This is a genomic window from Pseudomonas cyclaminis, from assembly GCF_015163715.1.
In the GTDB taxonomy this organism is placed as follows: domain Bacteria; phylum Pseudomonadota; class Gammaproteobacteria; order Pseudomonadales; family Pseudomonadaceae; genus Aquipseudomonas; species Aquipseudomonas cyclaminis.
Map to the genome: position 1 here is coordinate 17,260 of NZ_JADDUM010000026.1, position 11,243 is coordinate 28,502.

The 11,243-nt window shown below is 59.4% G+C and carries 12 protein-coding genes; 8 read left to right on the top strand and 4 right to left on the bottom strand.

Features of this window, described 5'->3' with window-relative positions; translation table 11 throughout:
- The first annotated feature begins 267 nt into the window (after positions 1 to 267).
- Together pyrC and rnt are read left to right on the top strand one after the other, a co-directional pair.
- On the top strand, positions 268 to 1,098 hold the full coding sequence (gene pyrC / locus IQK56_RS03530) for a dihydroorotase (RefSeq protein ID WP_341869480.1): 831 nt from the start codon (positions 268 to 270) through the stop codon (positions 1,096 to 1,098).
- Positions 1,095 to 1,769 carry a ribonuclease T gene (rnt, locus tag IQK56_RS03535; protein ID WP_122309848.1) on the top strand — a complete coding sequence of 225 codons (675 nt, stop codon included), beginning with the start codon at positions 1,095 to 1,097 and terminating at the stop codon, positions 1,767 to 1,769. The genes pyrC and rnt overlap by 4 nt, the downstream gene beginning before the upstream one ends.
- A gap of 124 nt (positions 1,770 to 1,893) precedes the next feature.
- Here the strand turns inward: rnt and IQK56_RS03540 are convergent, their stop codons facing one another.
- Entirely contained in the window at positions 1,894 to 2,496 is a 603-nt protein-coding gene (locus tag IQK56_RS03540; protein WP_003172097.1) for a peroxiredoxin, read from the bottom strand.
- A gap of 244 nt (positions 2,497 to 2,740) precedes the next feature.
- Between IQK56_RS03540 and IQK56_RS03545 the strand changes: the two genes are divergently transcribed.
- Both IQK56_RS03545 and bfr read left to right on the top strand, forming a co-directional pair.
- A complete protein-coding gene (locus IQK56_RS03545; RefSeq protein WP_010564137.1) occupies positions 2,741 to 2,959 on the top strand; it encodes a bacterioferritin-associated ferredoxin in 219 nt (72 codons plus the stop codon).
- 201 nt (positions 2,960 to 3,160) lie between these two features.
- Entirely contained in the window at positions 3,161 to 3,631 is a 471-nt protein-coding gene (bfr, locus tag IQK56_RS03550) for a bacterioferritin (protein WP_017526353.1), read from the top strand.
- A 67-nt stretch (positions 3,632 to 3,698) separates the two neighbouring features.
- On the opposite strand, the gene grxD is transcribed toward bfr, so the two are convergent.
- Both grxD and IQK56_RS03560 read right to left on the bottom strand, forming a co-directional pair.
- On the bottom strand, positions 3,699 to 4,037 hold the full coding sequence (gene grxD, locus IQK56_RS03555; protein WP_032891789.1) for a Grx4 family monothiol glutaredoxin: 339 nt from the start codon (positions 4,035 to 4,037) through the stop codon (positions 3,699 to 3,701).
- Between the two features lie 77 nt (positions 4,038 to 4,114).
- Positions 4,115 to 6,223, bottom strand: coding sequence for a molybdopterin oxidoreductase family protein (locus tag IQK56_RS03560; protein ID WP_193862809.1), 2,109 nt, complete (start codon positions 6,221 to 6,223; stop codon positions 4,115 to 4,117).
- A gap of 433 nt (positions 6,224 to 6,656) precedes the next feature.
- On the opposite strand from IQK56_RS03560, the gene argF reads away from it, so the two are divergent.
- Complete coding sequence (gene argF / locus IQK56_RS03565) at positions 6,657 to 7,577, top strand: ornithine carbamoyltransferase (RefSeq protein ID WP_150674835.1); 921 nt, start codon at positions 6,657 to 6,659, stop codon at positions 7,575 to 7,577.
- Entirely contained in the window at positions 7,574 to 8,683 is a 1,110-nt protein-coding gene (locus IQK56_RS03570) for an ABC transporter ATP-binding protein (protein WP_193862807.1), read from the top strand. The genes argF and IQK56_RS03570 overlap by 4 nt, the downstream gene beginning before the upstream one ends.
- A gap of 75 nt (positions 8,684 to 8,758) precedes the next feature.
- Here IQK56_RS03570 and ybaK read toward each other — a convergent pair whose 3' ends face one another.
- Positions 8,759 to 9,229, bottom strand: coding sequence for a Cys-tRNA(Pro) deacylase (gene ybaK / locus IQK56_RS03575; RefSeq protein WP_122309832.1), 471 nt, complete (start codon positions 9,227 to 9,229; stop codon positions 8,759 to 8,761).
- Between the two features lie 327 nt (positions 9,230 to 9,556).
- Here ybaK and IQK56_RS03580 point away from each other — a divergent pair, with 327 nt between their 5' ends.
- Positions 9,557 to 10,411 carry an MIP/aquaporin family protein gene (locus IQK56_RS03580; protein ID WP_099583493.1) on the top strand — a complete coding sequence of 285 codons (855 nt, stop codon included), beginning with the start codon at positions 9,557 to 9,559 and terminating at the stop codon, positions 10,409 to 10,411.
- A gap of 81 nt (positions 10,412 to 10,492) precedes the next feature.
- A partial coding sequence (locus IQK56_RS03585; protein ID WP_246500132.1) for an FGGY family carbohydrate kinase occupies positions 10,493 to 11,243 on the top strand: 751 nt, incomplete at its 3' end.

Sequence of the window (11,243 nt, forward strand, 5' to 3'; positions counted from 1 at the left end):
AAGAGTCTTTTCCGGTAGCATTCCCACCAGATTGACCCGCCTGGAATCCCCAATGTCCGACCGCCTGACCCTGCTGCGTCCCGACGACTGGCATATTCATCTTCGCGATGGTGCTGCGTTGCCCCAAACCGTGGCCGATGTAGCGCGCACGTTTGGCCGCGCCATCATCATGCCTAACCTGGTACCACCGGTGCGTAACGCCGCTGAAGCCGATGCCTATCGCCAGCGAATCCTCGCTGCACGACCGGCCGGCAGCCGCTTCGAACCATTGATGGTGCTCTACCTCACCGACCGCACCCAGCCCGAAGAAATTCGCGAGGCCAAGGCCAGCGGTTATGTACACGCCGCCAAGCTGTACCCGGCCGCGCGACCACCAACTCCGATTCCGGCGTGACCAGCATCGATAAGATCCTGCCCGCCATCGAAGCCATGGCCGAAGTGGGCATGCCACTGCTGATCCACGGTGAAGTCACCCGGGGTGATGTGGATGTATTCGATCGCGAGAAGATCTTCATCGACGAGCACATGCGCCGCGTGGTCGAGCTGTTCCCAACCCTGAAGGTGGTGTTCGAGCACATCACCACAGCCGATGCCGTGCAGTTCGTCACGGAGGCCTCGGCCAACGTCGGCGCAACCATCACTGCGCATCACCTGCTCTACAACCGCAACCATATGCTGGTGGGCGGGATTCGGCCGCACTTCTATTGCCTGCCGATCCTCAAGCGCAATACCCACCAGGTGGCCTTGCTGGATGCCGCGACCAGCGGTAACCCGAAGTTCTTCCTCGGCACCGACTCGGCACCCCACGCCCAGCACGCCAAGGAAGCCGCGTGTGGCTGTGCCGGTTGCTACACCGCGTATGCCGCCATCGAGCTGTACGCCGAAGCGTTCGAGCAACGCAACGCCCTGGATAAACTCGAAGGTTTCGCCAGCCTCAACGGCCCACGTTTCTATGGCCTGCCGGCGAATACCGACCGCATCACCCTGGTCCGGGAAGACTGGACCGCCCCTGCCAGCCTGCCATTTGGCGAGCTGACCGTTATCCCGCTGCGCGCCGGTGAAACACTGCGCTGGCGCCTGCTGGAGGAAAGCAAGTGAGTGAAGACCATTACGATGACGACCAGGAACACGGCGGTGGTGGTGGCTCGCGCCATCCGATGGCCGAACGTTTCCGCGGCTACCTGCCTGTCGTTATCGACGTAGAAACCGGCGGCTTCAATTGCGCCACCGATGCGCTGCTGGAAATTGCCGCGACGACCATCGGCATGGATGAACAGGGCTTCGTGTATCCAGAACACACCCATTTCTTCCGCGTCGAGCCGTTTGAAGGTGCCAACATCGAAGCGGCAGCCCTGGAGTTCACCGGGATCAAGCTGGATCACCCCTTGCGCATGGCCGTCAGCGAAGAAGCCGCACTGACCGACATCTTCCGTGGCGTGCGCAAGGCATTGAAGGCCAATGGCTGCAAGCGCGCGATCCTGGTGGGGCATAACAGCAGCTTCGACCTGGGCTTCCTGAACGCCGCCGTGGCGCGGTTGGACATGAAGCGCAACCCGTTCCACCCGTTCTCCAGCTTCGACACCGCCACCCTGGCTGGCCTGGCTTATGGCCAGACCGTACTGGCCAAGGCGTGCCAGGCCGCCGGTATCGACTTCGACGGTCGTGAAGCCCATTCGGCGCGCTACGACACCGAGAAGACCGCTGATCTGTTCTGCGGCATCGTCAACCGCTGGAAGCAGATGGGCGGTTGGGAAGACTTCGGCGACTGAGACTGACCCGAACGGGCTTGTTGTGGCGAGACGAGCTTGCTCGCTCACCACAACTACAAGTCAAAACCCGCACATAAAAAAAACCGGCCCTCACAGGCCGGTTTTTTTTCACCGCGAATCTGGCTTACAGCTTGCCAGCGTTCTCGGTCAGGTAAGCCGCAACGCCTTCTGGCGAAGCGTTCATGCCTTTGTCGCCTTTCTTCCAGTTGGCTGGGCAGACTTCGCCGTGCTCTTCGTGGAATTGCAGCGCGTCAACCAGGCGGATCAGCTCTTCCATGTTACGGCCCAGCGGCAGGTCGTTGATGATCTGCGAGCGGACAACGCCCTTGTCGTCGATCAGGAACGCGCCACGGAACGCCACGCCGCCTTCGGACTCAACGTCGTAGGCCTTGGCGATGTCGTGCTTCATGTCGGCAGCCATGGTGTATTTGACTTTGCCGATGCCGCCATCGTTGATGGCGGTGTTGCGCCAGGCGTTGTGGGTGAAATGGGAGTCGATGGAAACAGCAACCACTTCAACGTTACGCGCCTTGAAATCGTCCATGCGGTGATCCAGAGCGATCAGCTCCGAAGGGCAGACGAAGGTGAAGTCCAGCGGGTAGAAGAACACCAGGCCGTATTTGCCTTTGATGGCTTCAGACAGCTTGAAGCTGTCTACGATTTCGCCATTGCCGAGGACGGCTGGTACGTCGAAATCCGGGGCTTGTTTGCCGACGAGTACGCTCATTGGGTATCTCCTGATGGTGGTGACTTGAAGTAAAAGGATCCCTTCCAGTGTGTCGTGGGTAAACGACAACGCTGTGACGGGATCACGCTTCGTGAAGACCGACCATCATACACGGCTCGGGAAAAAACCGTTCGTCAGCGGGTAATCATTCTGACCAGACAAAGACAGAATCTACTTTGACAATCATTCTCGTTAACATTAAGATCCATCGCACTCAAGCCTTAGACCCGCGACGGTTCTCCCTATGTATGTGTGCCTCTGTACTGGCGTCACCGACGGACAAATCCGCGAAGCAATCTATGAAGGTTGCTGCAGCTACAAGGAAGTGCGTGAAACCACCGGCGTTGCCAGCCAATGTGGCAAATGTGCCTGCCTCGCCAAGCAAGTGGTTCGGGAAACCCTGACGCAGCTGCAGACAGCCCAGGCCGCGCTCCCCTACTCAGCAGAATTTACACACGCTTAAAACAGCGTGTTTTAAAGAACCGGACTTAGTGTCCGGTTTTTTTATGCCTGTAATTCAATTAGTTAGCGTCAAGACGCGGAACACAAACATTCTTATTCCGATTAATTTTCATTTATTATTCAATAACTTAGGTTTGACACTAGAGTTTTCGCCGCTCAAACTCCGCCCTATACACAGCTATTACAGGGCAGGACCCCAGTCATGAAAGGCGACATCTCAGTCATCCAGCAACTCAACAAAATCCTTGCCAATGAACTGGTCGCGATCAATCAGTACTTCCTGCATGCGCGCATGTATGACGACTGGGGCCTGGAAAAGCTCGGCAAGCGCGAATACAAAGAATCCATCAAGGCCATGAAGGACGCAGACGCGCTGATCAAGCGCATCCTGTTCCTCGAAGGCCTGCCGAACGTGCAGGACTTGGGCAAGCTGAACATCGGCGAGCACACCCAGGAAATGATCGGCAGCGACCTGGGCTTTGAACGCAAGAGCCACAGCGACCTCAAGGCCGCCATCGCTCACTGCGAAGCTCAGGGCGACTTCGGCAGCCGCGAACTGCTGGAAGATATCCTGGAAGACCAGGAAGAGCACATCGACTGGCTGGAAACCCAATTGGGCCTGATCGACAAGGTCACCCTGGAAAATTACCTGCAATCGCAGATGGGTGAATAAACCGCTCTCGCAGGCGTAAAAAAGCCCCGCTCTCTCACGAGAAGCGGGGCTTTTTATTGCAGGCGAATCAGGCGTCGGTCTTGGCCGCCGCGTTTGCCGCTGCGTCTTTGATCAGCGTCTGCAACGAACCATCAGCTGCCATTTCAGTGATGATATCGCTACCGCCAACCAGCTCACCGGCTACCCACAGTTGCGGGAATGTCGGCCAGTTGGCGTACTTTGGCAGGTTGGCGCGGATTTCAGGGTTCTGCAGGATATCCACGTAAGCGAACTTCTCGCCACACTGCATCACAGCCTGGGAAGCCTTCGCGGAGAAACCGCACTGAGGAGCGTTCGGAGCGCCCTTCATGTAAAGCAGAATGGTGTTGTTGGCAATCTGCTCTTTGATCGTTTCGATGATATCCATGGAACACCTCGGCTGGAACTTTGCGACTCACAGGTCGGCACGGTGGCGCATTGTAACGCAAAATTCCAGCCGGGTGCTCAGGCGGCTGCTACCTGAACCGGAACGCCATTGAGCGCAGCGTTCCCGGATAACTCATCCAACTGCCGCTCGTCGGTCAAGTCATTCGCACTCGCCCCCGGTTGCCCGCTGGCAATGCTCATCTGCACGCCTGGTCGGCCATGGCCCCAGCCATGGGGCAGGCTGACGACACCGGGCATCATCTCCAGGCTGGCCAGCACTTCCACCTCGATCATGCCGATGCGCGAACTCACGCGCACCCGCTGACCGTCACTCAGTTGCCGGCTGACCAGATCATCGGGATGCATCAACAATTGATGGCGTGGCTTGCCCTTCACCAGGCGATGATAGTTATGCATCCAGGAGTTATTGCTGCGCACATGCCGACGGCCGATCAGCAGCAGTTCGTCAGCCCCAGGCAGCGGTTGCGCCGCGAAGCGCGCCAGGTCAGCAAGAATCACCGCTGGCGCAGCCTGCACCGTGCCATCTGCGGTTTTCAGTCGCGCAGCAAGATTGGGCTGCAAAGGTCCCAAATCCACACCATGGGGATGATCGGCCAGCATCGCCACCGACAGCTTATGACTTGACCCATCACCGTACACCCCGGCACGTAGTCCAAAGTCGATCATCTTGGCCGGCGGCATCGTCGGTTTAAGCACCGCCCCCGTCTGCGCCGCAAAGGCCGTGGCCAGGCCGACGAAAATCTCCCAGTCATGCAACGCCCCAGCAGGCTTGGGCAGGATCGCGCGGTTGAAACGGGTAATGTTACGCACCGCAAACATGTTGAAGGTGGTGTCGTAGTGATCGTTTTCCAACGCAGAAGTGGACGGCAGGATCAGGTCGGCATAGCGCGTCGTTTCGTTGATGTAGAGGTCGACGCTGACCATGAACTCCAACCCATCCAGCGCCTGCTCCAACTGGCGACCATTGGGCGTCGACAGCACCGGGTTACCCGCCACGGTGATGAGTGCGCGGATCTGTCCTTCGCCCTCGGTCAGCATTTCTTCAGCCAGAGCCGACACCGGTAGCTCGCCGCCGTACTCCGGACGCCCGGAAACCCGGCTCTGCCAGCGGTTGAAATGCCCGCCACCAGTCGACGCCACCAGGTCCACCGCCGGTGTGGTGCACAAAGCGCCGCCGACCCGATCCAGATTGCCGGTGACCAGGTTGATCAACTGCACCAACCAATGGCACAGCGTGCCAAACGCCTGGGTCGACACGCCCATGCGCCCGTAACACACGGCCTTGTCCGCGGCGGCAAAGTCCCGGGCCAATTGGCGGATCTGCTCGGCCGGCACCGCACACTGGCGGCTCATGGCCTCGGCAGTAAACCCAGCGATCGCACGGCGAACATCCTCCAGACCTGCTACCGGTAAATGACTGGCGCGTGTGAGGCCCTCGGTGAACAACGTGTTGAGCATGCCAAACAACAGCGCCGCATCGCCGCCCGGCCGCACGAACAGGTGCTGGTCAGCTATCGCCGCCGTTTCACTGCGCCGAGGGTCAACCACCACGACTTTGCCGCCCCGGGCCTGAATGGCCTTGAGGCGCTTCTCCACATCCGGCACGGTCATGATGCTGCCGTTGGACGCCAGTGGGTTGCCGCCCAGGATCAGCATAAAGTCGGTGTGGTCGATGTCCGGGATCGGCAGCAGCAGGCCATGGCCGTACATCAGGTGGCTGGTGAGGTGATGGGGCAACTGATCCACCGAGGTCGCGGAAAACCGATTGCGCGTCTTGAGCAGGCCGAGGAAGTAGTTGCTGTGGGTCATCAGCCCATAGTTATGCACGCTGGGGTTGCCCTGGTACACCGCCACCGCATTCTGCCCGTGCCGGGCCTGGATGCCCGCCAGCCGCTCGGCTACAAGCGCAAAGGCCTCGTCCCAGGGGATTGGCTGCCATTCGCTGCCCACCCGCAGCATGGGCTGGTGGAGGCGATCCGGGTCGTTCTGGATATCCTGCAACGCCACCGCCTTCGGGCAGATGTGACCCCGGCTGAACGTGTCCAGCGTATCGCCCTTGATCGAGGTGATCGCCAGGCTGCCGTCTTCGGCTTGGGTGGTTTCCAGGGTCAGGCCACAAATGGCTTCACACAGATGGCAGGCACGGTGGTGGAGAGTCTTGGTCATGGCCAGTCTCTTTATAGGGGCTTTGATCTGACTATGGGCTGCGGCCATGACGGGCGCCAGCATCGTTCGTCCCGTGAATCGCCGGGCATCAGGCCAGGCCATGAGCAAGCATGAGCAAATGTTACGAAACCCCGCCCACAGCCTCCGAAACCGACGCTGCCTGACCCGAGCCCGCCCCCGCGCATTGCAAAAGGTCGCGACGCCAGTGTACAAATGGCCCGCTGCTGTCAGGAATTCGTCTTCAAAAGCGCTCTCGCGCCCTTCTTGAACACCCCTAAAAACGTAGCCCTATTGGTAAGACGCGACATTTAATGTCAATATCGCGCCTTCCCCTATTTCGTCGCCCCGTGCGGCTTTCGCCGCAGGTCTCGCCCGTTGTCACAATAAACAAGGCTTTGAGTATCTGCGGTCTGTTGCAAAAAGGTAGTTAATGATGAGCGCAAGGCACTTTCTCTCCCTGATGGATTGCACGCCCGAAGAGCTGGTCAGCGTGATCCGTCGAGGCATTGAGCTTAAAGACCTGCGTAACCGCGGCGTACTGTTCGAGCCTTTGAAAAACCGCGTTCTCGGCATGATTTTCGAGAAGTCGTCCACCCGCACCCGCGTGTCTTTTGAAGCCGGCATGATCCAGTTGGGTGGCCAAGCCATCTTCCTGTCCTCGCGCGACACTCAATTGGGCCGTGGCGAGCCGGTCGCCGACAGCGCCCGTGTCATGTCGCGCATGCTGGATGCGGTGATGATCCGCACATTTGCCCATAGCACCGTTACCGAATTTTCCGCCAACTCACGGGTTCCGGTGATCAACGGCCTGTCCGATGACCTGCACCCATGCCAATTGCTGGCTGACATGCAGACGTTCCTGGAACATCGCGGCTCGATCCAGGGCAAAACCGTGGCCTGGATTGGCGACGGCAACAACATGTGCAACAGCTATATAGAAGCAGCGATCCAATTCGACTTCCAACTGCGCATTGCCTGCCCGGAAGGCTACGAGCCTGATGCGCGCTTCCTGGCACAGGCCGGTGATCGCGTAACCCTGGTGCGCGACCCACGTGACGCCGTACTCGGCGCGCATCTGGTCAGCACCGACGTCTGGACCTCCATGGGCCAGGAGGACGAAACCGCCAAGCGCCTGGCCCTGTTCGCGCCGTTCCAGGTGAACCGCGCCCTGCTCGACCTGGCTGCGCCGGATGTGCTGTTCATGCACTGCCTACCCGCCCACCGGGGTGAAGAAATCAGCCTCGACCTGCTTGACGATGAGCGTTCGGTCGCCTGGGACCAGGCCGAAAACCGTCTGCACGCCCAGAAGGCCCTGCTCGAATTCCTCGTCCCACCGTCGTACCACCACGCATGAGCCAGCCCCTTCTGCTGAACCTGCGCAATCTGGCATGCGGCTATCAAGATCAACGGGTGGTGCAGAACCTCAATCTGCACCTCAACGCGGGTGATATCGGTTGCCTGCTCGGCTCCTCGGGCTGCGGCAAAACCACCACCTTGCGTGCCATTGCCGGCTTTGAGCCAGTGCACGAAGGCGAAATCAGCCTGGCGGGCGAAGTGATCTCCAGTGCCGGCTTTACCCTGGCACCGGAGAAACGTCGCATCGGCATGGTATTCCAGGACTACGCGCTGTTTCCCCACCTCAGCGTGGCCGACAACATCGCGTTCGGTATCCGCAAGCATCCGCAAAAGAACCGCGTAGTCGCCGAGCTGCTGGAGCTGGTCAACCTGAAGAATCTGGGCAAGCGCTTCCCCCACGAACTGTCCGGCGGCCAACAGCAACGTGTTGCCCTCGCCCGCGCCCTCGCACCGGAGCCGCAACTGCTGCTGCTGGATGAACCCTTCTCCAATCTCGATGGCGAACTGCGGCGCAAGCTCAGCCATGAGGTGCGCGACATCCTCAAGGCACGCGGCACCAGTGCGATCCTGGTCACCCATGATCAGGAAGAAGCCTTCGCCGTCAGCGACCAAGTAGGCGTGTTCAAGGAAGGTCGGCTGGAGCAGTGGGACACGCCCTACAACCTCTATCACGAACCGCAGACACCTTACGTCGCGAGCTTTATCGGCCAGGGTTATTTCATCCGTGGCCAACTGAGTTCGCCCGAATCCGTCAGCACCGAACTGGGTGACCTGCGCGGCAATCGCGCCTACACCTGGCCGACCGGTGGCGCGGTGGATGTGCTGCTGCGCCCGGATGACATCGTCTATGCGCCGGACAGCGCGTTGAAAGCACGGATCGTCGGCAAGACGTTCCTCGGCGCATCGACCTTGTACCGTCTGCAACTGCCGACGGGCGCGCAACTGGAATCGATCTTCCCCAGCCATGCCGATCATCAGGTAGGGGCGGATGTGGGGATTCGTGTGGCGGCTGAACACTTGGTGCTGTTCCAGGCGTCGGGCAGCACCGCCGCGCAGATTCCTCTGGTTGATTCTGGTGTACGCCGTTACAGCCCGGCCAACTGATTACCTGAAAACACACAGAACAAATGTGGGAGGGGACTTGCCCCCTCCCACATTGGAGCTCCACCGGGCCTGAGATTACTCCCTGCCAATCGGCGCGAATTTGGCTTGGGTATGCTCAGCCAGCACCTTCGCCGGCAGCTCAACTTCCAACCCCCTCCTCCCCGCACTCACATGAATCGTCGCAAACTGTTGCGCCGTCACATCAATAAACGTGCGCAGACGCTTCTTCTGCCCCAGCGGACTGATGCCGCCCAACAGGTACCCGGTAGAACGCTGGGCCGCAGCCGGGTCGGCCATTTCGACTTTTTTCACTCCCGCAGCCTGCGCCAAGGCTTTCAAGTCCAGACTTCCGACGACCGGCACCACCGCCACCAATAATTCGCCCTTTTCACTGCTGGCCAATAAGGTCTTGAACACCTGCGCAGGGTCGAGGCCCAATTTCTCTGCGGCTTCCAGACCATAGGACGCGGCCTTGGGATCGTGTTCATAACTGTGGATGCGATGTTCGGCGCGAACTTTTTTCAACAAATCCAATGCGGGGGTCATGACGTCTCCGGCGGTGGCCAACAGGTGGCCAATTCTAGGCCAAGCCCAGGTAAAACGCTCTAGTGCGCACCTCTCTTCAACCGATAGTCCGTGGATCAAGCATGATCATTCATCAAACCCATAGTTAGAAAGTGACCGGCCGTTCACTTTCGACCTTTGACAGCGGTCATTCTTGTCTATATTTTTTCGCTTACGAACACTGTACGAATGCACCTACAGCGCTCCAGCAGTAAGCCGTGTCTTGGATGGGGATCCTCGTCACGGTGAAAATCGCGCAACCGCCCGTTGAGGCGGTGCGCCAGACAAGAACAACAATCGAGGTTTTCCATGACAACTGCTCTTCAACAGCCTTCACTTTCGAGCCAATGCATGGCCGAATTCCTGGGGACTGCGCTTCTGATCTTCTTCGGTACAGGATGTGTCGCTGCGCTCAAGGTCGCGGGTGCCAGCTTTGGTCTGTGGGAAATCAGCATTATCTGGGGGATCGGCGTCAGCATGGCGATCTACCTGAGCGCCGGTATTTCCGGGGCTCACCTCAATCCAGCCGTCAGCATCGCCCTGTGCCTTTTCGCCGATTTCGAAAAGCGCAAACTGCCCTTCTATATCCTTGCCCAAGTGGCCGGCGCGTTCTGCTCTGCGGCGCTGGTGTACACGCTCTACAGCAATCTGTTTTTCGATTACGAACAAACCCACCATCTGGTGCGCGGCACCCAGGCCAGCCTGGAATTGGCGTCAGTGTTCTCCACCTATCCTCATGCCCTGCTGAGCACTGCACAGGCATTCCTGGTGGAAATGGTCATCACCGCCATCCTGATGGGCGTGATCATGGCCCTGACCGATGACAACAATGGCCTGCCACGCGGCCCGCTGGCACCGTTGCTGATCGGCCTGCTGATTGCAGTGATTGGCAGTGCCATGGGTCCGTTGACCGGCTTTGCGATGAACCCGGCGCGGGATTTCGGGCCCAAGCTGATGACCTTTTTCGCGGGTTGGGGTGAAATGGCCTTTACTGGCGGGCGCGATATTCCTTACTTCCTCGTACCCGTTTTCGCGCCGATTGTCGGCGCATGCCTGGGTGCTGCGGCCTATCGCGGGCTGATTGCCCGTCATCTGCCGAGCGCCGCACCTGCTGTCGCTGAAACCCAAGACACCGCCGTCACTGGCGAAACCCGTATTTCCTGATAAGACCGCCTGGTCCCTACTGCCCTTTTAGTGGCCCAGACTGTTGATCCACTCCCTTATTTCTCGTCCAAGGCAATCGACATGACCGACATTCAGAATAAGAACTACATCATTGCCCTTGATCAGGGCACCACCAGTTCCCGGGCGATCATCTTTGATCGGGACGCTAACGTGGTCTGCACCGCCCAGCGTGAATTCGCTCAGCACTACCCGCAAGCGGGCTGGGTCGAACACGATCCGATGGAAATCTTCGCCACCCAGAGCGCGGTCATGGTCGAAGCCTTGGCCCAGGCCGGCCTGCACCATGACCAGGTCGCCGCCATCGGTATCACCAACCAGCGTGAAACCACCGTGGTGTGGGACAAAATCACCGGCCGCCCGATCTACAACGCCATCGTCTGGCAATGCCGCCGCAGCACCGAGATCTGCCAGCAGCTCAAGCGTGACGGCCACGAACAATACATCAGCGACACCACCGGCCTGGTCACCGACCCGTACTTCTCCGGCACCAAGCTCAAGTGGATCCTCGATAACGTCGAAGGCAGCCGCGAGCGCGCACGCAACGGCGAACTGCTGTTCGGCACCGTGGACAGCTGGCTGATCTGGAAATTTACTGGCGGCAAGACCCACGTCACCGATTACACCAACGCGTCGCGCACCATGCTCTTCAACATCCACACGTTGGAGTGGGACGCGAAGATGCTGGAGATCCTCGACGTTCCGCGCGAAATGCTGCCGGAAGTAAAATCTTCCTCGGAAATCTATGGCCGCACCAAGAGTGGCATCGCCATTGGCGGTATCGCCGGTGACCAGCAAGCGGCGCTGTTCGGCC

What these genes read in the sequence shown, in the direction of transcription:
- IQK56_RS03540 (WP_003172097.1), bottom strand. Translation starts at nt 2,496, where the DNA reads ATGAGCGTACTCGTCGGCAAACAAGCCCCGGATTTCGACGTACCAGCC.
- IQK56_RS03545 (WP_010564137.1), top strand. Translation starts at nt 2,741, where the DNA reads ATGTATGTGTGCCTCTGTACTGGCGTCACCGACGGACAAATCCGCGAA.
- bfr (WP_017526353.1), top strand. Translation starts at nt 3,161, where the DNA reads ATGAAAGGCGACATCTCAGTCATCCAGCAACTCAACAAAATCCTTGCC.
- grxD (WP_032891789.1), bottom strand. Translation starts at nt 4,037, where the DNA reads ATGGATATCATCGAAACGATCAAAGAGCAGATTGCCAACAACACCATT.
- IQK56_RS03560 (WP_193862809.1), bottom strand. Translation starts at nt 6,223, where the DNA reads ATGACCAAGACTCTCCACCACCGTGCCTGCCATCTGTGTGAAGCCATT.
- argF (WP_150674835.1), top strand. Translation starts at nt 6,657, where the DNA reads ATGAGCGCAAGGCACTTTCTCTCCCTGATGGATTGCACGCCCGAAGAG.
- IQK56_RS03570 (WP_193862807.1), top strand. Translation starts at nt 7,574, where the DNA reads ATGAGCCAGCCCCTTCTGCTGAACCTGCGCAATCTGGCATGCGGCTAT.
- ybaK (WP_122309832.1), bottom strand. Translation starts at nt 9,229, where the DNA reads ATGACCCCCGCATTGGATTTGTTGAAAAAAGTTCGCGCCGAACATCGC.
- IQK56_RS03580 (WP_099583493.1), top strand. Translation starts at nt 9,557, where the DNA reads ATGACAACTGCTCTTCAACAGCCTTCACTTTCGAGCCAATGCATGGCC.